Source organism: Pararhizobium sp. DWP1-1-3, from assembly GCF_049896125.1.
Lineage (GTDB): Bacteria > Pseudomonadota > Alphaproteobacteria > Rhizobiales > Rhizobiaceae > Pararhizobium.
Map to the genome: position 1 here is coordinate 17,732 of NZ_JAFCTR010000022.1, position 21,154 is coordinate 38,885.

A 21,154-nucleotide genomic window follows, 5' to 3' on the forward strand; every position below is an offset into this window, starting at 1 on the left:
AGAGCTGGTTTAGGAAGCAATTTCACCGCAACGCGACTTGCGCTATGGATGAATTATGAATCGTTTGCTCCGTTTTCTGAAAATCGCGTTGCGCTGGCTGGTTTACGGCCTTGGCTTTGCCTTGGTCGCCCTGGTGCTTCTGGTGCTTTTCGCAGGCTTTACCGCGCCAGGTGCTCGCTTTGTCGCCGCGATGATCGAGAAATATGCCTCGACGCCCGACCAGATCGTTCGCATCAATGACCCGAGCGCGCTTCTGACAGGCGATTTCACGGCGTCCAGCGTGACGCTGTTCGACAGCAAGGGTATCTATGCCGAAATCCGCGAAGTCGCGATCGACTGGTCGCCGGCCGCCCTGTTTTCCAAGCGCTTCGAGGCGGCTAAATTGTCCGCCGGATCCGTTCGCCTCGAACGGCTGCCGATCCCCTCGCAGGAAACCAAGGAAGTCCGCCAGACCTTTGCTCTGCCGCTCGACGTCAAGATCGATGCCTTCGATCTGCAGGAAATCATCATCGGCAAGGATATCGCCGGCGTCGATCAGTTCCTCAATGCGCAGGGCAAGCTGAACGCCACCAATGCCAGTATTGCCGCGGCGCTTGCCGTTGCACAGCGCGACCGGCCGGACGCCAAGGCGATTGCCGATATCGTCTTCAATCCGGCAGACAACAAACTGAAGCTGGAAACCACCATCAACGAACCGAAGGGCGGATTGCTCGCCAAGGCCATGCGCCTGCCCGGCGAACCGGCCGTCAGCATTTCCGTAACCGGCGACGGCCCGCTGACGAAATGGACCGGCACGGCAACCGCAGCACTTGACGGCAACGAGGTGCTGAAAGTGGAAGGCGAGCACACGCTTGCTCCCGACGGATTCCGCACCCTCGCGCTCAAGGGCGGCGGCACGTTCAGCGATCTGCTGCCGGCCGCATTTAGACCGCTGTTCGAAGGCACGACGGATATTGACCTGTCCGCAGCGCTCGACGGCACGACCATGCGCATCAACAGGGGTAATTTCTCGACGGGAGCACTGACCTTCGCCGCATCCGGCACCTATAGCACTGCAGGTCAAAACGACCTGCAGGCAAGCCTGACCGGTACGAATGGTCCCATCGACTTCCGCCTGCCAATGGCAAAAGGCGAGGCGCAGCTTTCGATCAACAATGCCAATGTCTCGCTGATCGGCGACGCGCAGACGGCCGTCCTCGACATCGGTGCCGATATCGGTAAGGCGACGTTGCCGCAGGGCGAGATCGAGGCCATCAAGCTGTACGCCTATAGCGACAGCTTCAATCTCTCGACCAAGACCGGGCCCCTGAAGACAACGATCGAGACCGGGGCGACCCGCTTCGTCAGCGCCGATATCGACCGCCTGATCAAGGGCCCGGTGAAGATCGACGGCACCCTGTCGCTCACCCCTGAAACCGCATCCTTCGATCCACTGACGCTGGAAAGCGCCAGTATCGGCGGAACGCTGACTGGTTCCTACAGGATTGCCGAGAACACGCTGGCAACCGGCTTCAAGCTGTTCGCCTTGCCTGCCGTCCTGCCACCGTCGCTGGCTGAAAAATTCGACACGACCATCGCCATAACCGGCAATCTTGACACCGGCGCCAATGGCAGCGTTGCAGTCAGCGATCTCGCCCTCAAGTCCGGTACCATCGAGGCAACGGGATCGGCAGCGCTTGAAACCGGGAACCTGACTGCGGCAGTCAGCGGCATCGTTCCGGAAATAGGCAGGTTCCTTGCAAACGCCAAGGGCATTGCCAATTTCAAGGCTGATGTCAGCGGCCCGCTCGACGCTTTGGCCATCAAGGCCGAGGTGACGGCAAACGGCGCGACGCTTGCCGGACGCACGCTCAATGATCTCGCCGTCAGCGCCGATGCGACAGTCGGCCAGAATGGCCCCAATGCGACGGTCACGGCCACAGGCTCTCTGGACGGACAGACGATCAACGCCAAGGCCGAAATCGCCTCCGCCAAGGGCGCTACCAGCCTTCCCTCGATCGAGGCGACGATCGGCCAGAACACGCTGACCGGCGCGCTGGACCTGACGCCGGATTTCCAGCCGAACGGCGCGCTCAGCTTCAACTTCCCCGATCTCGGATTGCTTGCCGCCATGGCCGGACAAACCGCATCCGGTGACCTTACGGGCACGGCCAGCATCAGGTCTGAAAAAGGCGTGACGTCGGTTGCCGTCAAAGCCAACGGATCGGGCATTACCCGTGGCGATCTGGTGATCAGCAAACCCGCTGCCGACATCACCATCGCCGATCTGAAAGCTTTGGCGATCAAAGGTGCGGTAACGGTAGAAGAAGTCCGCCAAGGTGACACCCTCCTGGCCGGCCTCAAGCTCGGCTTCGAGCAACAGGGTCCGAAAACCAACTTCGCCCTCGACGGCATTTATGACGCAGGCTCCCTGACTGTACGCGGCGACCTGCAGAGTGCTGGCGGCAAGACGACGATCAATCTCCAGTCGTTTGATGCCGCACCGAAGAAAATCCCGCTGCAACTGGCGGCCCCGACGACGGTCACAATCGAAAACGGCGCGGTCAATCTGCAGGAGCTCGCGATCGCCGCATCCGGCGGCACGGTGACCCTGAACGGCAGTGCCGGCGAAAAGCTCGATATCACCGCGACGCTCGCGGGAATCGACGCGCGCCTGCCGCTTGAAAATGGCGAAGCCCATGTCGTGCTCGATACGGGTACCGCATCGATCACCGGCAGCATGCAATCCGCCGTTCTCGACGTCCGGGCCGATATCGGTCAGCTCGCCCTGCCACAGGGCCGCATCGAAGCGATCAAGCTGACGGCCCAAAGCGACGCGTTCAACCTGTCGACCCAGACCGGCCTGGTCAAAACCCGTATCGACACCGGCAATACGCAGCTGACAAGCGCCGACCTCGATAGGCTGGTCAAGGGACCGCTGAAGGTCGAAACCATTCTCCACGTATCGCCGCAACGGATCGGCTTCGATCCCGTCACCATCGACAGCAGCAATCTCGGCGGCACCGTGGATGGCGCGTTCGAGATTGCCGCAAAGACGCTGAATGCCGGTTTCAATCTGTCCGTCCTTCCGGCCGGCTTGCCAACCTCCCTTTCCGCCAAGTTCGACACGCCAGTCACCTTGTCCGGCATGGTGACCACCGGTGCGGATGGCGCGATTGATATCAGCAGACTGGCCGTCGGGTCCGGAACGATCCAGGCCGCAGGCTCAGTCGGCCTCAAGGACGGCACCCTGACAGCCGCCGTCACCGGCACGCTGCCCGATCTCGGCAAGGTACTGGCGGATGCGAGTGGCATCGCCGACTTCAAGGTCGATGCCACCGGTCCGCTCGACAATCTCGGCATCAAGGCCGAGGTCACCTCCAGCGGAGCCACTCTGGCAGGCCGGACGCTCAGCGATCTGCAACTGACCGCCGATGCGACCGCCAATCCGAAAAACCCGCAGGCGAAGATCAAGGCCACCGGCGCTCTTGGCGGCCAGGCCATCAACGTCAATGCGGACCTCGTCTCCGAGGAAGGCCGCACCAGCCTTCCGGTTCTTCAGGTGCAGATCGGCGACAACAGACTGAACGGCAAGATCCAGTTCACCAGCGATTTCCTGCCGCAGGGCAATATCGACTTCACCTTCCCGGATGTCGGTCTGCTCGCCGCCATGGCCGGTGAAAAGGCATCCGGCGACATGGCCGGATCGGCATCGATCAACAGCGACAATGGCAAGACCTCGATTGCGCTGAAAGCCAGCGGTTCCGGCATCAAGCGCGGCGATCTCGTCATCACCAAGCCGGTCGCCGATATCACCATTGCCGACCTCAAGGCCCTGGCGATCAAGGGCAATCTCTCCGTCGAAACTTTCGCGCAGGGACAAAACCGCGTCACCGGCCTGAAGCTGGACTTCACCCAGCAGGCCGGGAAGACCGACGTGACGCTGGACGGACAGTATGACGGCGCGCCACTCAATCTGCGGGCCGATATCGAGACGGCGAATGGCAGGACAACCGTCAATCTCGCTTCCTTTGCCGCAACACCGCGCAAGATTCCGGTGAAGCTTTCGTCACCGACGACGATCACCATCGAGAACGGCAGGGTCAGCCTGCAGAAACTGACGATCGGCGCTTCGGGAGGCACGATCGCGGTGACCGGCTCGGCTGGTGAGAAGCTCGACCTCGACGTCCATCTCAATGCCCTGCCCGCAAGCCTCGCCAACACATTCGTGCCGTCGCTTGGGGCCGACGGTGCCATCAGCGGCAAGGTCGATGTCACCGGAACGTCTGCAGCCCCCGTTGTGGTCTACGATCTGCGCTGGGCAAACGCCGCAATCGCGCAGGCGAAATCCGCCGGCGTCGGCGCACTCGATATCGCGGCGAAGGGCCAGTTTGCCAACAACGTCGTGACGCTCGACAGCACGCTCAACGGGGCGGGTGGCCTCGCCTTCAAGGCCGGTGGCAAAGTCGGCATAACCGGCAACAAGCAGATCGATGTGAAGGCGTCCGGCAATTTGCCGTTCGGTCTCGCCGCCAACCTTTTGGCCGAGCAGGGCTTTACCTTGACCGGCGCAGCCAATGTCGATCTTTCCATCACTGGTGCAGCTACGGCACCACAGGTCACCGGCACGATCTCCACCTCGGGCGCCCGCTTCGTCGATGTCCGGCGCAACCTGGCGATCACCGATCTCGCTGCCAATGTTTCGCTGGATGGCAAGCAGGCGAATATCCAAAAACTCTCCGGCAAGCTTGCCAGCGGCGGTACGCTCGATGTTACCGGCACGGTCGGCATCGCCCCCGGTTCCGGCTTTCCGGCCGACCTCGCCATCCGCCTTGCCAAAGCGACCTATGTCGATGGCAGCCTGTTCACAGCCAGCGTCGATAGTGCAATGACCCTCAAGGGTTCGCTGACCGCAACGCCGGTGCTGGGCGGCAAGGTTACCATCCACAAGGCCTCGATCACCATTCCGGAAAAGCTGCCGGCGTCCCTGTCGGAAATCAACATCAAGCACAAGAATGCCCCGGCCAAAGTGCGGCAAATGCAGGCCGATGTCCGCAGCGACACAGTCAGCGGCGGCGGTGCCAAAAGCGGCGGCATCGCTTTCGATCTGGCAGTCAGCGCTCCTGGAAAACTGTTCGTCCGCGGACGCGGCATCGATGCCGAGCTTGGTGGCGACCTGACCATTCGCGGCACCGCTGCAGAACCGGCCGTATCCGGCGGTTTCGAGATGCGGCGTGGCCGGCTCGAAATCCTCGGCAAGCGCCTCAACTTCGCCGATGGCACGATCAGCTTCGGCGGCAACCTTATCCCGACGCTCGATCTGGATGCAACATCCACCGCCGGATCGACGACGGTGACCGTCAATGTCGCCGGCCCGGCCAACAACCCGGCCATCACGTTCTCGTCGTCGCCTGCTCTGCCGCAGGATGAAATCCTGGCGCAACTGATCTTCAACCGGTCGCTGTCCAATCTTTCGGCCCTGCAGATCGCCCAGCTGGCCGCCGCCGTCAGTGAACTGGCCGGCGGAGGCTCCAACTCGCTTCTGAGCGGCCTGCGCAACAAGCTGGGCGTCGACGATCTTGATGTCTCGACCGATGCGACCGGTGGCGCCACGGTTACGGCCGGCAAGTATCTCAATGACCGGACCTACCTTGAGCTTCAATCGGGCGCGGAAGCAGGCGGCGGCAAGGCGATCATCAATCTCGACGTGGGACGTGGCGTCAAGCTGCGCGGTGAAGCCGGAGCCAGCGGTGCAGGCGGCGGTATCTTCTATGAGAAGGAATACTGAGGGCAGGCGCCGCTCAATACCATCCGACCTAAACCGCAGCCGAAATCTTGCTGGTCTTCAGCAGAATATTCGTCTCCGTCAGGTTGATCCCATCGATCAGCCGGATCAGCCGCAGCGTTTCATCGAAGGTGCCGAGATCCTTGTCTTCCAGCTCGGCAATGAAATCCCAGCGGCCATTGGTGGAATGCAGCGCGCGCACCTGTGGCAGGCCGCGCAGCTGCGCCGCGACGCGATCGGCCATCTTGCCGTGAATTTCGATCATGACGATAGCGCGCACACCGCTGCCGGAAAGCTCCGCTCCGGTGCGGATGGTAAAGGCAGCGATGGTGCCGGATGCCACCAGCCGGTCGATCCGGGCGGCAACGGTCGCGCGCGACGCACCTGTGGTGGCGGCAAGGGCTGAAACGGGTGTACGGGCATTGTGACGCAGCGCACTGATCAGGGAATGGTCGAGATCATCGAGACTTATCATTCTGTCCATCCGCACTTCTCATAGTGTCAATTATTGCTGCCTATTTGCCAGTTTTCCATCTATTTGCCAACGAACAAACCCGTATAATCCGCACACAAACCGGGCAAACCGGCATCACGCGAACTTGCGGGGAAGACCATGGCTGAATCCAAGAAGAACATCGTGCTCATTGGCGCACCACTCGAAGAAGGCTCCGGCCGTCGCGGTGCTGCAATGGGTCCAGCAGCCCTGCGCATTGCAGGCCTCGACACCATTCTGGCCGGTCTTGGCCACAGCGTCACCGACGAAGGCGACCTGAAGCCTCTGCCTGCCAGAGACCTTCCCAACCATCCGAAAGCCAACAATCTGCAGATCGTTGCGGCCGTCACCCGCGCGCTCGACGAATCGGTGCACCAGGCAGCCCGAACCGGCAAATTTCCGGTGATCCTCGGCGGTGATCATGCCCTGTCGATGGGCTCGGTCTCCGGCATGGCCCGCTACGCTGCCGAGCAGAACCGCCCACTCTTCGTGCTTTGGCTCGATGCCCATGCCGATTTCAATTCGCCGGCGACATCACCTTCCGGCAACATGCACGGCATGCCGGTGGCCTTTTTCTGCGGCCAGGCGGAGTTTGCGCCGATCCTCGACAAGAATCGCCCGATGGTCGATCCGAAGAACGTCTTCCAGGTGGGCATCCGCTCCGTCGATGACCGGGAGCGCGAGGAAATCGCTGAACACGGCGTCAATGTCTATGACATGCGCGCCATCGACGAGACCGGCATGGCCCATATCATGCACGAGATCATCGCCACCATCAAAGCCGCCAACGGCCTCCTGCATGTCAGCCTCGACGTCGATTTCCTCGATCCGGAACTGGCGCCGGGCGTCGGCACCACGGTTCCGGGCGGCGCAACCTTCCGCGAAGCGCATCTGATCATGGAAATGCTGTGTGACAGCGGCCTCGTCTCCTCGCTCGACCTGGTCGAGCTCAATCCCTTCCTCGACGATCGCGGCAAAAGCGCCCGCATCCTCGTCGAGCTGACGGCAAGCCTGTTCGGCCGCCGTATCCTTGATCGCCCGACGCGCGGCGCCTGAGCCAATAACAAAACGACCGGAGGAACCATGAACACGACCAACGCACTGATCGAAACCGAATACCGGCTCGGCGCACATAACTACAAGCCGATCGACGTCGTGCTGTCGCGCGGCGAAGGCGTCTATGTCTGGGACCTCGATGGCAACCGTTACCTCGACTGCCTGTCGGCCTACTCCGCCGTCAACCAAGGTCATTGCCACCCGAAAATCCTGGCGGCAATGGTCGAGCAGGCGCAGAAGCTGACACTGACCTCGCGCGCCTTCCGCAACGATCAGCTTGCGCATTTCTACGAGGAACTGGCGGCACTCACCGGCAGCCACAAGATCCTGCCGATGAACTCCGGCGCCGAAGCCGTCGAGACCGCCGTCAAGGCCGTGCGCAAATGGGGTTACGAGGTCAAGGGCGTTGCCGAGAACAAGGCAGAGATCATCGTCTGCTCCAACAATTTCCATGGCCGCACCATGGGTATCGTCGGCTTCTCGACGGACCCGGATGCCCGCTCCGGCTTCGGCCCGTTCGCACCCGGCTTCAAGACTGTTCCGTTCGGCGATATCGAAGCGTTCCGCGCTGCGATCAACGAAAACACGGTTGCCTTCCTGATCGAGCCGATCCAGGGCGAAGCCGGCGTGATGATCCCGCCGCAGGGCTATTTCCCGGAAGTGCGCGCATTGTGCTCCAAGCACGGCATCACGCTGATCCTCGACGAGATCCAGACCGGCCTCGGCCGCACCGGCAAGCTGCTCGCCGAAGAGCACGAAGGTATCGAAGCCGACGTGACCCTGATCGGCAAGGCTTTGTCCGGTGGCTTTTATCCGGTCTCTGCTGTTCTTTCGAATTCCGAAGTGCTCGGCGTCCTGCAACCCGGCCAGCATGGCTCGACGTTTGGCGGCAATCCGCTTGCCTGCGCCATTGCCCGCGCCTCACTGAAGGCCCTGACCGAGGAAGACATGATCGGCAACTCCGCCCGCATGGGGGAGCGTTTCCAGACAGGCCTCAAGGATATTCGCTCCAACATCATCAAGGAGGTACGCGGCCGTGGGCTGATGCTCGCCGTCGAGTTGGTGCCGGAAGCCGGTGGTGCCCGCAAATATTGCGAAGCGCTGAAGGAACGCGGCATTCTGGCCAAGGACACTCATGGCGACACGATCCGCATCGCCCCGCCGCTGGTCATCACCGCAGACCAGGTGGACTGGGCCGTCGAGCAATTCGCAGGCGTTCTCACCGCACAGTGAGCAGCAATGCGAAAGCCCGGAAATGCGGCTTTCCGCACCCTTTGAATGCAATCAAGTCAGCTTTTATACCCGGCGTTGAGCCGGGTATTTTCATTTATCATATTTATACCGATCAGCGGCCTGAAATAGCCAAATCTTAAATATCTGGTCAAGTTTTACCCCCTAGATATTGCTACGCGACCGGTATTTGCCGGAGCATGAAGCTTTCGCGCAACGCCGTTTATCCGGCATGTCATGACGCCGCTGGCGCCAGTGCCGGTATCGTTCGCCAACAGTCAGCATTGCCATTCAGTGAAAATCCGCCCGATCGCGCGGTGCCTCTGCGCGCGCGTTGCCCAACCAAGGACATAAGGACCGACAGCCATGAGCAGTTTCCCATCGCCGTTCGGCAGCGACGCCAAGGCAATCCTGTCTGCGATGCAGCGATCCCAGGCGATCATCGAGTTCGATCTGCAGGGTAAAATCCTGACTGCCAATGAGAACTTCTGCAAAACACTGGGGTATGACCTTCCGGAAATCGTCGGCCAGCATCACCGCATGTTTGTCGATCCCGGCGACGCGGCTAGCACGGATTATCGCGAATTCTGGGCACGGCTTGGGCGCGGCGAATTCGACAGACGCCAGTACAAGCGAATTGGCAAGGGCGGCCGGGAAATCTGGATCGAGGCATCCTACAACCCCGTTTTCCGGGGTTCCAAGCCCTACAAGGTGGTCAAGTTTGCCACCGACATCACATCTGAAAAACTGAGAAGCGCCGAAGATGCCGGCAAGATCGATGCGATCTCCCGCGCCCAGGCCGTCATCGAGTTCACCCCGAACGGCGACATTCTGACGGCGAACGGGAATTTTCTCTCGACGCTCGGTTATCAACTTGCCGACATTCAGGGCAAACACCACAGCCTGTTCTGCGATCCCGCCTACAGCCGCAGCGACGAATACAGGGACTTCTGGGCCAAGCTGCGCAACGGCCAGTTTATCGCCGACGAATTCAAACGGATCGGCAGCGGCGGCAGGCAGGTCTGGATCCAGGCCAGCTACAATCCGATCTTCGATTTGAACGGATCTGTGATGAAGGTGGTAAAATTCGCCACCGACATTACCGGCCGCGTCAACAACAGCCAGGAATTAGCGGCGGCGTTGCAAGACCTGGCTGGCGGCAATCTCGATCAGCATCTGGACAGGCAATTCATCCCGGCATTGGAAACGCTCCGCCTCAGCTTCAACGATTCCATCGACAAACTGAAACAGGCGATGCGCGCGGTCGGCGCCAATGCGCAGGCGATCACCGCCGGTTCGAGCGAGATCCACAATGCAGCCGTGGATCTTTCAAAACGCACGGAACAGCAGGCAGCATCGATCGAGGAAACTGCCGCAGCGCTTGAGGAAATCACCACAACCGTGGCCGATAGCAGCCGCCGTGCCGAAGAGGCCGGCGCGCTGGTGGCACAGACCAAGCTGGGGGCCGAACGCTCCAGCGAAGTGGTGCGAAACGCCGTCAAGGCGATGGGTGAGATCGAGAACTCGTCACGCGAGATTTCCAGCATTATCGGCGTGATCGACGAGATCGCCTTCCAGACCAACCTGCTTGCCCTCAATGCAGGCGTCGAGGCGGCCCGCGCCGGCGACGCAGGTAAGGGTTTTGCCGTGGTGGCGCAGGAAGTGCGCGAACTTGCCCAGCGCTCGGCAAAGGCAGCCAAGGAAATCAAGAGCCTGATCACCACCTCCGGCGACCAGGTCAAAACCGGCGTCTCTCTGGTCGGTCAGGCAGGCAAGGCACTGGAAGAAATCCTGACCCAGGTGCACCAGATCAACACCAATGTGGCCGCTATTGTAGAAGGTGCAAAAGAACAGGCGACAGGTTTGAAAGAAATTAACCAGGCTGTGAATACAATGGACCAAGGTACACAGCAGAATGCAGCGATGGTCGAGCAATCCACGGCTGCCAGCCACGCCTTGGCGAAGGAAGCGGACGGTCTTTTCGGTCTGCTCAGCCAGTTCAAGGTTGGCGAGGCATCGCAGGGTCGCTTGGCGGCAGCGCGGCAGGACGCAAAACCAGTCGCTTCCCCGGCCCGAGCCATGGCCAACCGGGTAGCGAAGGCCTTTAGTTCAAACGTGGCAGTTGCCGCCAATCGGGATAGCTGGGAAGAATTTTGATGAACAACACGATCTCTACAGGTACCTTCGGTCACGAAACGCTCGAGATCATCGCCTTCCGTCTCCACGATCAGGAATTCTGCGTGAAGACCACGACGATCCGCGAAATTCGCGGCTGGGCGCCATCCACCCCGATCCCGCATTCGCCGGCCGACGTTCTCGGCGTGATGAACCTGCGCGGCACCGTTATCCCGATCATCGACCTTGCCCACAAGCTCGGTATGAAGAGCACGGTTGCCAACGAGCGCAGCGCCATCGTCGTTGCCGAAGTGCACAACATGGTCATCGGCCTCGTCGTCGACCGCGTCTCCGACATCCTGACCGTCCGTGGCGACCAGGTTCAGCCGGTCCCGGAAATCACCACATCGTTCGACAAGAGCTATGCGGAAGGCATCATTGCCAACGAGACCGGCATGATCTGCTTCCTCAACCTCGCCCGCATGTTCAAGGAACGCGAGATGGAAGACGTCGCGGCCTGATCGCTGCCGCTTCATCACCCCATCAAGGAGCGGCTCCGGCCGCTCTTTTTGCGTTCAGGCTGCGGCGGTGTTCGTTGTGGGGTGCGCCCGCAAGCGGAACAAAACGTCTCCCGGCACAGTTATTAGCGGTAACGCAATCATGGAGGCGACTGTCATGGAAGTAATCGGCACCCAGGTGCACCCGCAACCGTCATCCGGGATGATGACCGTCGAATTTGTCGGCGAAGGCGGCGATGTAATTTCCGTTCAGATGACCCAGACCGAATCGGATGGCTTGAACCGCCTGAACGCGATCACAAGGGCCAAGGCGATGATGCTGCAAGTGGCGACCTTCGACCAACCCGATGAGGCAGAGGCAGCCGAAACGTCCGGCTCCGGCAGTGATTCCACTGGCGAATCTCCGGCCGTTATTTCGCTGCGAAGCGCTCGAGCTGCGGGTGATACAGGCACGCTGGAAGAGCAGCTCGATGAGGGCCTCGAGTCATCCTTTCCTGCCAGCGACCCGGTTTCAGTCACCGTCAGCACGATCCCCGGCGGTCGCGCCGCCGCTGAAGATGACAATAAGCAGTAGTCTCAAGGAAAACAGGATCGCCGGAAAAGGCGATCCGGTATCTTTTTAGTTATCGAGGTGCGTATCAGGGCTTTACGATGGACGCCAGCCTCCCATCAAACCCGTCCAGAATGCGCTTGACCAAAGCCGGATAATCCTCGTCGAAATGATGGCCGCCTTCAATGGCGATGACTTCGATGCCGGTATCCTTCAGTGTCGGGCAGACATCATCCTCCTCGTCGGTCCCATAAATGCACTGCACGACGGCTGGTTTGATCTTGCTTATGTCGTCTGCCGGATCTCCGGCCCCATCCGCCGCCGCCGCACCCAGCCAGCCAAGCACGGAAATCTTGTAATCCACCTGATGCGACACGGCGAGCAGCGAAACCTGCGCAACGCGGTCGCGATCGGCCTGTGGCAGTAGATTGTAGGTCCGGGGCAGGATATCGGCACCGAAGGAATAGCCGATCAGCAGGATATGCTTGACGTTCCAGCGCTTTCCATAAAATGCGATGATGCGATGCAGATCATCGGCGGTTTCCTGCGGCTGGCGTTCAGACCAGAAGTAACGCAGGGAATCGATACCGACCACCGGCATGCCCTGCTGCTGCAGAACGTCACCGACTTCCTTGTCTATATCGCGCCAGCCGCCATCGCCGGAATAGACGATGGCCATCGTGTCACGCGTCGGCTTGGCCTCAAGCACCGTCAGCGGCAGACCGAGGGGATTGTCCTCGCCTGCGGAGGCAGAAACGAGCCCCGAAAGCGCATCGGAAAAAGCCGTCCACGTTTCGTCATCCGTCTCGGTGATTTCGATATCGCTGTGCTTGGCTGTCAACTCCGCAACGTGGGCGCGGCCATCTGCCGGCGCATCCTTTGTGAACAGTACAGTGACCGGGTCGGGCAGCGGGCCGTCGGTCAGACCGTAGACCATCCGATCGCCCACCTTTTTCTTGTCGGCGGGCGTACAGAGTTGTTTGCTCAGCGCTATGCCGGCCTCGGGATCGATCGCCAGCGTCTGCCCGATTGTCGCTGCCGGGGTCTGCGCCGCAATGGCCAAAGCCAAAGCGCCGCCCGCGCCGGCGCCGGCAACGATCGGCAGCCGGTAATCGTTGTTCTTCGCCGCCCGCTGGACTTGCTGGCTTAGCGCTTCGATGTCCGACACCATGTAGATGCAGTCGCCGTCGTCCTTCGCAAGCGATGCCAGATAGCTCGGCAGATCGATGCCGATGACCAAGGCGCCACCGTCGCTCAGGCTTTTGGCAAGCGTATCCTCCTTGTCCGACCATCCGGCCTTGTCCGAAATCAGCACCACGGCGGCAGCGACATCGCCGCTAGGCGTCAGAATGTGCGGCGACGGAATCATGCCCGTGTCGAAGGCGGCAGGGTCCTCCGATCGCGCCGGGAATGCCGTGAAAAACAGGCTGGCTGCGAAAGCGGCCTGGCAGAATGTCTTCAAGATCATTTTTTCACAATTCCCTTAACGCCGCCGCCAATCAGGAATGTTGCATCCATCAGTGCCAGAACGGGGTTGATACCACCACCCGCTGCCATGTAACGCGGCTGCCAGTGCGGATGGAATTTCGACTTGAATGCCTTCAGGCCCTTGAAGTTATAGAAGCGTTCGCCGTGTTCGAAAACCGTGCGGCCAACCTTGTCCCAGACAGGCGAGGAACGGCGGCCGGAAAGGCCGGCCAGAGGCGCCATGCCCAAATTGAACCGCTTGAACCCCTTGTCGCGCAGATATTCCATCAGCGATACGAACAGGAAGTCCATCGATCCCTTCGGCGCATCCGGCAGGAAGCGCATGAGATCGATGGTCCCTTCCTCGCAAACATCGGTCACGAGGATATTGGCGAAGGCGACGATTTTCCCGTTCAGCCGCAGGACCGCGACCGGTTGGGCGGCAATATAGTCCGGGTTGAATGCACCGAGTGAAAAACCCTTTTCCTTGGCCCGGTGATGCGCAAGCCAGGCGTCGGAGACTGCGACCAAATCGTCCATGATCGCCGGGATGCCGTCCGGCTCGACGACGGCAAATTCCAGCCCGTCGCGCTGCGCCCGGCTGACGGTCTGGCGCAAAGTGGCCCACTTGCCGCCCTTCAACTCGAAGGTCGTGAGGTCCGCCGTGGCGAGTTCGCCGAGACGGAAAGCCCGAAGCCCGGCATCCGCGTAATAGGAGAGCCCGGCCGGAGATACCTGATAGAACACCGGGCGGCATCCGCAGGACCGGGCCTCCTCGATAAATTGCCAGATCAGGTCCGGCCACGCGTCGCGCGGGCCGACCGGATCGAACAGGGCGATCCAGGACCGGGCCTGACGGCCATACATGATGAAGGCGCGGCCATCGGTTGAGAACATCAGGCTCTTGTCGCCCATCCGCACGAGATTGGCGTCGGACATATCCTGCCCCCGTGCGATGGCGATCGCCCTGTCGATGTCCTCGGCGGAAGACGCTTCTCTCGGGCCCTTGGCAGGACGCAACAGGCTCCACAAAGCAGCAGCACCGGAGAAGATCGTCAACCCGAGCACGGCGCGAAGGCCGCGCGGCGCCTCCTCCGACAGCTCGAACTGCCACCAGAGCGTATTGCTGTATTCGACATCGCGATAAACGAACAACAGAACGATCACCGCAAAAGCACACAGGGCCAGCATCGCCGTCAGCCAGGGCAGCGTCAGCCGTTCGTTCGACAGGTTCGCCGGCCGGTCGAACAAACGGCGCGTGGCAAGCAGGCTGACGATGAAAAAGGCGAGCAGGCTGGCCTCGATCAGCGCAACCGCCTTCAGCAGGGAAAACAGCAGCGCGATAACGGCAACGACAAGCGCCGCCCACCAGGCGCTGTCCAGCCGTCTTGCAAGGCCGCGCGCGACGATGACGAGAACCAGCCCCAGCAGGCTTGCCAGAAAATGCGTGCCTTCGATAATCGGCAACGGCACGTAGTCGGCAAGAAAGGCCAAATTGTCGTCTGGCGTCGGCGTGACACTGGAAAACACCAGCATGGCGGCGAGAATAAGGGCCAGCGTTGCGAGCAGCAGCGGCGTCAGCCGGCCTGCCACGCGGCGAAGGCTGGACGCGACCGGCTTGCGGTAGAGACTGCGCAATTCGGCGCCGATGACGAAGATGACAGCCAGAAGCAGCGGCAGGACATGGTAGATCAGGCGGTAAAGAACGAGAGCGCCCAACACCGTATCCACATCCACAGCTTGGCCGAGCGCTGCAACGATCACGGTCTCAAAGACGCCGAGGCCGGCTGGAACATGGCTGAGAACGCCAAGCCCGACAGCCACCGCATAGATGGCGAGAAATGCTGGCCAGCCGATCACCCCGTCGGGTAAAAGCACGTAGAGGACGGAGGCAGAGGCGGCCAAATCGAGGACGGTGATAAGGAACTGACGCGACGCCGTGCGCGAATCGGGAATGCGCAGAGAAAATCGCCCCAGCTGCAAGGCACGGCCATTGCGGCCCGCGACCATCAAAGCCAGCAGGCCGGTCAGGATCAGCACCGCCACCGCGCGCAGCGCCGCCGAGCTCATTCCCACCAACGTCGCCACTTCCGGTGCGATCATCAACAGGCTGAGAGCCGCGACGCTTGCAAGCCCAAGCCCAAAGGCAAGGGTAACAAAGGCGATGACGCCGCCGATTTCTTCCGGCTTCAGCCCGAGGCGAGAATAAGCGCGATAGCGGATGGCGCCGCCACTCAAGGGACCGAAGCCTGCCGTGTTGCCGACCGCGTAAGCGGCGGCCGCCGTCAGCGCCACATCCGCATAGGGCAACTTTCGTTTGAGGTAGATCAACGCCCCGACATCATAGAAGGTCAAGGCGAAGAAGCTCAAGCCGGTAAAGCCGATGGCAAGCGCGATGGACGTGACGCTGGTGTTATCGAGCGCCGACATCACGTCCTCATACCGAACTTCACTCGTCAGGTGGAAGATCGCGTAACCCGCAAGGGCAAGGATGAGGATCGTGGCAATCGCGGTCAGCAGCCGGCCCTGAAGCCACACCCGCTGAACCATCACCTGAGCGCCGTCGGACTCATCGTTTCTATCGGCCGAATTGGACATGGAGCACCTGGTAGGGCATTTCAAACTGTAACGTCATCGACGATATACATCCTGCCGCAGCTAAATAAAGTGAACTTAATGTAATCTTCAAACACCTGATTCCAGGCGTTTTGTGCCGGCAGGACGCGCCGCACGAAGTTCAAGCGGGATGACGATCGTTGTAATGCCAGCACCTGACATCTGGCAGCATTGACCGCCTCTGCACACCAGCCTATCTCAATCTCATGACAGAGCACACCAAGATCGACGAGCCTGAAGAGCCGATGTTGAACGGCGTGCGCGCCTGGCTGCGCATGCTCTATCTCGGGACCAGTGCCCGGGCGATCCGGTTTCAAATCACCATGGCGATCATAGATGTCGCCATCATCATCTTCTTCCTCGCCGGCCCTTATCTCGCTGAGGGCCACACTTATCTCATCATCGACTATGCAATCGCCGCTTTGATCGCCTTCGAGCTCGCTGCCCGGGCGCTGATCGCCTCGAGCCTCCGTCGCTGGCTGACACGGCCGATGACCTGGGTCGATGTCGCAATCCTAGCGACACTGCTGTTTCCGGCGCAATTTTCCAACTTCGCCTTCCTGCGCGCCTCCCGCATCTGGTCGCTCGGCCAGAGCAAGGTGTTCACGCTGCTGATCAAGCGGGCGGGTTATGCCGTGTGGGAAGACGTCATCCGTGCCTGCATCAATTTCGTGACCTTCCTGTTCCTTGTCACCGGTTTCGTCTACACGGCGTTCTTCTACCATCAGGCGGCGGGCGTCGTCGGTTTTGTCGATGCACTTTATTTCACTGTCGCCACCATCACCACGACTGGCTTTGGTGACATCACCCTGCCGGGAACGCTTGGCAAGCTGACGTCGATCATCACGATGATATTCGGCATCTCGCTGTTTGTGCGACTGGCACAGGCGATCGTGCGCCCACACAAGGTCGTCTTCCCCTGCCCGCAATGCGGCTTGCAAAGACACGACGCCGACGCAGTGCACTGCAAGGCCTGCGGCCATGTTCTGAATATTCCGGATGAAGGAAGCTAGGCGCCACTCCCCCGCTGACGAGGCCCGGAAGCGACCGAATTTGGCCTTCGCACCCAAACGGGATGAGTGCTAATATTCGCCTCGGGCACCACATCAAGGGGGAAGACACAGAGACCCGTCCGGCAACGGCTGCGCACTAATTCACATTCGAATTTGAGCGGCGGTGGACATCCCTGTACCGCGCCGAGGCGTATGCCGGCGCAGTATAGCTGCCGATGGTCGAAAGGCTGAGCAACAGGTATGTGGCCGGTCGGCCAGAGGATTGCCCGGCTTCGCGACCGCAATGTCGGGCGCAAGAGCACCTACCCTTCGTCTTTTTCTTGCGGCAAACTCCGGGCCGCCGCACGATGGCATGGCTTCCTACATTTTATACCTTGATATGTCTATTTTTTCTCGACAATACCTATCTCCGAGGGTGAGACGAGAAGCGCAGGATGGCCAAGGCATGTGGATCCATGACGTCTGAAGCCGACGAAAACTGCGGAGTTCAGGTGCCGGCATGAATGTGCAGCGGAAAGGCCGGTCCGGAAAGATATTCTTCGTCGTCGCTGTCGGTCTGGTCTTTGCCGGCATCCTGGCGACGGTTCTGCTTGCCAATAACCATCGCAATCTCGATCTGCTGTTGACTTATTTCGGCTACCCCAATCTGATCATCAAGGCTGACCCTGCGCCGCAGCAAGTCAAGATTACCCAAAGCAGGAGCATACGGCTGCCGCCTGCACGCATGGTCCTTCCCGTCTATGCCTTTAACGACCTGAAGACCCCGGAGCAGCACTTCATCCGCCTGATCCAGAGCGATCCGCAGACCTTATGCGAGCACCTGAAGGAAGGTGGTTTCGGCGAATTGGCCTGGACCATCAGCCGCGCCAACAACAATGATTGGGAATGTTCTTCCTCGGTCGAGCTTCCTCCTTCCAGCGCTCCAGAACAATCGTCTCTCTTCATCGTCATCAAGGGCGACGAGGAAAACCGCGTCACCTCCTTTCGCGTCAAACTGAACATCGAGACTGCAGCCGATACGGCCAAGGTCACGGAGCTTGCCGGGCAGGCGGCAAACATTTTTCTACGTCAGGTCCGCTGGGGCAATCCGGAAGAAATCATCGGCAAGATCCATGCACTTGAACCCTTCGACATCCGCAATTTCGGCAGCCGTATCCAGTTCAAGAAAGAATTCGGCGAAACGCCGCGCTACAACTTCCTCGCCAATCAAATCATCACGCGAGGCAAGAAGATGCCGGGAGATCTGTACTTCGACCGCAGCAAGTGGTTTGCGCTGACCGGAAGCGACGGGCTGCCGATGATAGACGGTATGATGGCAGGTGAAAGCGCCGGCGGAATACCCCTCACCGAATCCGGCGATCCGGCACCGTAAGCCAGTTCTTCCCTGGCAAGACGCGCTTACGGTCCGCAACAGCCGCCAATCTTTGTCGGGCTCAACAAACCGGACCGTTCGAGCGGCGGCCCATTAACCACAGGAACGGATTGGATTCGCAAGGTATTGGCGACGCGGGTATATTTAACGAAGCGTTAAAATTGCATCTTTCACTGCGCAGATGAAGCTTACCCGGAAGCAGCTTGCAGCGATGGCCGATATCGGGATTCCGCGATTGTAATCGGCAGCAACTCCAAATCTCCGGGCGAGGTACTTCCTGTTAACGATCACAGGAAAGCGGGTCTGCCTGTCACAAGCGGAGAGAAGTAAGTCCATGACGGAGAAAACACGGCCGCAGCGAACAGTTCCCTTTCGGGCAACGGAAAATGGTTGTGGCAGAGGCGGTGCTGCAACGCTTCCCGGTCGGCGATCGCTGACTGGCGCCCGCCAATTTTACCTCCATCCGGTTCGCGTACCCGACTTTCCCGTTCAGTTTGCAATCAAACGCAGCATCGACGCTGCCGGTGCATTTTTGGGGCTGCTCGTTCTTGCTCCCGCTATTGTCATCATTGCCGTCCTCATCAAGCTGGGCAGCAAGGGGCCGGTTTTCGCCCGGCAACTGCACACCGGCCTCAACGGAGCTCCCTTCGCGCTTTTGGCGTTCCGCTGCAGGCCCACCGGCCTCGATGAGGTCAACAGCACCCGTCAGCCGATCGCCGGCGATCAGCAGATCACGCCGCTCGGACGGTTCCTGGACAGGACCAGGCTCGACGTTTTGCCGCGATTGTGGAACGTGCTGGTTGGCGACTTGTCGCTGGTCGGCCCTCGCCCGCATGTTCCCGACATGCTGATCACCGGGCGCAGCTACAGCGATCTCGTGCAGGGTTACGAGTACCGCAACCTGATGAGGCCGGGCTTGACAGGGCTTACCCAGACCCACGGCCCCCACGATCCTGCCGGGCATCGCTGGATGGCGATCCGCCAGATTGCCTCCGATATCGATTACATCAGGCAGTTCTCGCTGCTTCTGGACCTGAAGGTCATGATGCGCACCGCAATCAGCGCTTTCAAACGCCGTTAGCAAACACACGACCAGCCCCGAAATGAAAAAACCGCCCGAAGATCATCTCTTCGGACGGTTTTGTTCGTTAGCCAAATCCGAGAGGAGGCTCCGGCGCCAGTGTTATCCGGCACCGGGTTCCTGTCTTACTGCCAGCTCTTGACCAGTTCGTCGTAGTTGATGGTCTGCGGCTTTTCTTTTTCGTTCTCGATCTTCAGCTGCGGTGCAAGGTTGCCCTTCGAGACGGCATCCTTGTTCCAATATTCGAGATCGTGCTCTTCGGCGAGCTTCGGACCCATTTCACCCTGGATGCCGGCGCGTTCCAGGCGCTGCAGAACCTTTTCCTGCTCGGCGCACAGCGAATCCATGGCTTCCTGCGCGGTCTTCGCACCCGAGGACGCGTCACCGATCGCCTGCCACCAAAGCTGTGCCAGCTTCGGATAGTCAGGGATGTTGGTACCGGTCGGCGACCACTGAACGCGGGCCGGCGAGCGGTAGAACTCGATCAGACCGCCGAGCTTCGGCGCACGATCCGTGAAGCTCTTGTGCTGGATCGTCGACTCGCGGGTCAGCGTCAGGCCGACATGGCTTTTCTTAAGGTCGACGGTCTTGGAGGTGACGAACTGCGCATAGAGCCATGCGGCCTTGGCGCGGTCTTCCGGCGTGGACTTCATAAGTGTCCAGGCACCCACGTCCTGATAACCGAGCTTCATGCCGTCCTTCCAGTAGACGCCGTGCGGGCTTGGAGCAAAGCGCCACTTCGGCGTACCGTCAGCGTTGACCACCGGCAGACCTTCCTTCACGAAGTCGGCGGTGAACGCCGTATACGTGAACATCTGCTGGGCGACTTCGCCCTGCGATGGAACCGGACCGGATTCCGAGAAGGTCATGCCTTCGGCGGACGCCGGCGCATAAGCCTTGATCCAGTCCAGGTACTTCTGGATCGAATAGACCGCTGCAGGACCGTTGGTGTCGCCACCGCGGGCAACGCAGGAGCCGACCGGCTGGGACTTCTCGTTGACCTTGATGCCCCATTCGTCGACCGGAAGGCCGTTCGGCAGGCCCTTGTCGCCGTTGCCGGCCATGGAAAGCCAGGCGTCGGTGAAGCGCCAGCCGAGCGACGGGTCCTTCTTGCCGTAGTCCATGTGCCCATAGACCTTCTTACCGTCGATTTCGCGACCGGTGAAGAATTCGGCGATGTCCTCATAAGCAGACCAGTTGACCGGAACACCGAGATCGTAGCCGTATTTCGCCTTGAAATCGGCCTTGTTCTTCTCGTCGTTGAACCAGTCATAGCGGAACCAGTAGAGGTTGGCGAACTGCTGGTCGGGCAGCTGGTAGAGGTCGCCGTCCGGGGCTGTCGTGAATTTCGTGCCGATGAAATCAGCGAGGTCGAGACCGGGATTGGTCACGTCCTTGCCTTCATTGGCCATCCACTTGGTCAGCGAGCGGGCCTGCTGGTAACGCCAATGGGTGCCGATAAGGTCAGAGTCGTTGACATAGGCGTCGTAGATGTTCTCGCCGGTCTGCATCTGGGTCTGCAGCTTTTCAACCACGTCGCCTTCGCCGATCAGGTCATGCGTGACCTTGATGCCCGTGATCGCGGTAAACGCCGCGGCAAGGGTTTTCGATTCGTATTCGTGCGTGGTCAGCGTTTCGGAAGCGACCTTGATATCCATGCCGGCAAAAGGCTTTGCCGCATCGATGAACCACTGCATTTCGGCTTCCTGGCCGGCGCGATCGAGCGTCGAGACATCGCCGATTTCCTTATCGAGGAACTGCTTTGCCTCGTCCATGCCCGCGAATGCGGACCCGGTAAAGGCCAGCAGCAGAACTGCTGTCGATGTTAAAAGGTGCCGTCGCATAATTGTCCTCCCTTAAAGGTTTGCGATTGCATTTT

General features: G+C 60.3%; 13 protein-coding genes. 9 read left to right on the forward strand and 4 right to left on the reverse strand.

Features of this window, described 5'->3' with window-relative positions; all coding sequences use genetic code 11:
* Positions 1 to 55: 55 nt before the first annotated feature.
* A complete protein-coding gene (locus ACP7BS_RS27605; protein ID WP_426240654.1) occupies positions 56 to 5,767 on the forward strand; it encodes a translocation/assembly module TamB domain-containing protein in 5,712 nt (1,903 codons plus the stop codon).
* A 28-nt stretch (positions 5,768 to 5,795) separates the two neighbouring features.
* Here ACP7BS_RS27605 and ACP7BS_RS27610 read toward each other — a convergent pair whose 3' ends face one another.
* The gene (locus ACP7BS_RS27610; RefSeq protein ID WP_426232957.1) at positions 5,796 to 6,239 is read right to left on the reverse strand and encodes an Lrp/AsnC family transcriptional regulator; all 444 of its coding nucleotides are present in this window, start codon (positions 6,237 to 6,239) and stop codon (positions 5,796 to 5,798) included.
* 138 nt (positions 6,240 to 6,377) lie between these two features.
* Between ACP7BS_RS27610 and rocF the strand changes: the two genes are divergently transcribed.
* The 5 genes from rocF (at position 6,378) to ACP7BS_RS27635 (ending at position 11,750) form a co-directional block, all read left to right on the forward strand.
* Positions 6,378 to 7,313, forward strand: a complete 936-nt coding sequence (gene rocF, locus ACP7BS_RS27615; protein ID WP_426240655.1) for an arginase — start codon at positions 6,378 to 6,380, stop codon at positions 7,311 to 7,313.
* 27 nt (positions 7,314 to 7,340) lie between these two features.
* A complete protein-coding gene (gene rocD / locus ACP7BS_RS27620) occupies positions 7,341 to 8,546 on the forward strand; it encodes an ornithine--oxo-acid transaminase (RefSeq protein WP_426128189.1) in 1,206 nt (401 codons plus the stop codon).
* 363 nt (positions 8,547 to 8,909) lie between these two features.
* The gene (locus tag ACP7BS_RS27625) at positions 8,910 to 10,700 is read left to right on the forward strand and encodes a methyl-accepting chemotaxis protein (RefSeq protein ID WP_426240656.1); all 1,791 of its coding nucleotides are present in this window, start codon (positions 8,910 to 8,912) and stop codon (positions 10,698 to 10,700) included.
* A complete protein-coding gene (locus ACP7BS_RS27630; protein ID WP_037097448.1) occupies positions 10,700 to 11,179 on the forward strand; it encodes a chemotaxis protein CheW in 480 nt (159 codons plus the stop codon). The genes ACP7BS_RS27625 and ACP7BS_RS27630 overlap by 1 nt, the downstream gene beginning before the upstream one ends.
* 154 nt (positions 11,180 to 11,333) lie before the next feature.
* Positions 11,334 to 11,750 carry a hypothetical protein gene (locus tag ACP7BS_RS27635; RefSeq protein WP_426240657.1) on the forward strand — a complete coding sequence of 139 codons (417 nt, stop codon included), beginning with the start codon at positions 11,334 to 11,336 and terminating at the stop codon, positions 11,748 to 11,750.
* Positions 11,751 to 11,814: 64 nt separating this feature from the next.
* Here the strand turns inward: ACP7BS_RS27635 and ACP7BS_RS27640 are convergent, their stop codons facing one another.
* Both ACP7BS_RS27640 and mprF read right to left on the reverse strand, forming a co-directional pair.
* A complete protein-coding gene (locus tag ACP7BS_RS27640) occupies positions 11,815 to 13,194 on the reverse strand; it encodes a virulence factor family protein (RefSeq protein ID WP_426240658.1) in 1,380 nt (459 codons plus the stop codon).
* On the reverse strand, positions 13,191 to 15,791 hold the full coding sequence (gene mprF / locus ACP7BS_RS27645) for a bifunctional lysylphosphatidylglycerol flippase/synthetase MprF (protein WP_426240659.1): 2,601 nt from the start codon (positions 15,789 to 15,791) through the stop codon (positions 13,191 to 13,193). The genes ACP7BS_RS27640 and mprF overlap by 4 nt, the downstream gene beginning before the upstream one ends.
* A gap of 224 nt (positions 15,792 to 16,015) precedes the next feature.
* On the opposite strand from mprF, the gene ACP7BS_RS27650 reads away from it, so the two are divergent.
* From ACP7BS_RS27650 to ACP7BS_RS27660, 3 genes are all read left to right on the forward strand, one after another.
* Entirely contained in the window at positions 16,016 to 16,822 is an 807-nt protein-coding gene (locus ACP7BS_RS27650) for a potassium channel family protein (RefSeq protein WP_426240660.1), read from the forward strand.
* Positions 16,823 to 17,321: 499 nt separating this feature from the next.
* Entirely contained in the window at positions 17,322 to 18,194 is an 873-nt protein-coding gene (locus ACP7BS_RS27655; RefSeq protein WP_426240661.1) for a DUF6030 family protein, read from the forward strand.
* A gap of 334 nt (positions 18,195 to 18,528) precedes the next feature.
* A complete protein-coding gene (locus ACP7BS_RS27660) occupies positions 18,529 to 19,275 on the forward strand; it encodes a sugar transferase (protein WP_426240662.1) in 747 nt (248 codons plus the stop codon).
* 125 nt (positions 19,276 to 19,400) lie between these two features.
* Here the strand turns inward: ACP7BS_RS27660 and ACP7BS_RS27665 are convergent, their stop codons facing one another.
* Positions 19,401 to 21,119: a carbohydrate ABC transporter substrate-binding protein gene (locus ACP7BS_RS27665; RefSeq protein ID WP_426240663.1), complete on the reverse strand. Its 1,719-nt coding sequence runs from the start codon at positions 21,117 to 21,119 to the stop codon at positions 19,401 to 19,403.
* Positions 21,120 to 21,154 lie beyond the last annotated feature (35 nt).

Bases quoted from the DNA above. Each gene is read 5' to 3' on its own strand.
- ACP7BS_RS27630 (WP_037097448.1), top strand. From the start codon at position 10,700: ATGAACAACACGATCTCTACAGGTACCTTCGGTCACGAAACGCTCGAG.
- ACP7BS_RS27610 (WP_426232957.1), bottom strand. From the start codon at position 6,239: ATGATAAGTCTCGATGATCTCGACCATTCCCTGATCAGTGCGCTGCGT.
- ACP7BS_RS27635 (WP_426240657.1), top strand. From the start codon at position 11,334: ATGGAAGTAATCGGCACCCAGGTGCACCCGCAACCGTCATCCGGGATG.
- rocF (WP_426240655.1), top strand. From the start codon at position 6,378: ATGGCTGAATCCAAGAAGAACATCGTGCTCATTGGCGCACCACTCGAA.
- ACP7BS_RS27660 (WP_426240662.1), top strand. From the start codon at position 18,529: ATGACGGAGAAAACACGGCCGCAGCGAACAGTTCCCTTTCGGGCAACG.
- ACP7BS_RS27640 (WP_426240658.1), bottom strand. From the start codon at position 13,194: ATGATCTTGAAGACATTCTGCCAGGCCGCTTTCGCAGCCAGCCTGTTT.
- ACP7BS_RS27650 (WP_426240660.1), top strand. From the start codon at position 16,016: ATGACAGAGCACACCAAGATCGACGAGCCTGAAGAGCCGATGTTGAAC.
- ACP7BS_RS27665 (WP_426240663.1), bottom strand. From the start codon at position 21,119: ATGCGACGGCACCTTTTAACATCGACAGCAGTTCTGCTGCTGGCCTTT.
- mprF (WP_426240659.1), bottom strand. From the start codon at position 15,791: ATGTCCAATTCGGCCGATAGAAACGATGAGTCCGACGGCGCTCAGGTG.
- ACP7BS_RS27625 (WP_426240656.1), top strand. From the start codon at position 8,910: ATGAGCAGTTTCCCATCGCCGTTCGGCAGCGACGCCAAGGCAATCCTG.
- ACP7BS_RS27605 (WP_426240654.1), top strand. From the start codon at position 56: ATGAATCGTTTGCTCCGTTTTCTGAAAATCGCGTTGCGCTGGCTGGTT.
- rocD (WP_426128189.1), top strand. From the start codon at position 7,341: ATGAACACGACCAACGCACTGATCGAAACCGAATACCGGCTCGGCGCA.
- ACP7BS_RS27655 (WP_426240661.1), top strand. From the start codon at position 17,322: ATGAATGTGCAGCGGAAAGGCCGGTCCGGAAAGATATTCTTCGTCGTC.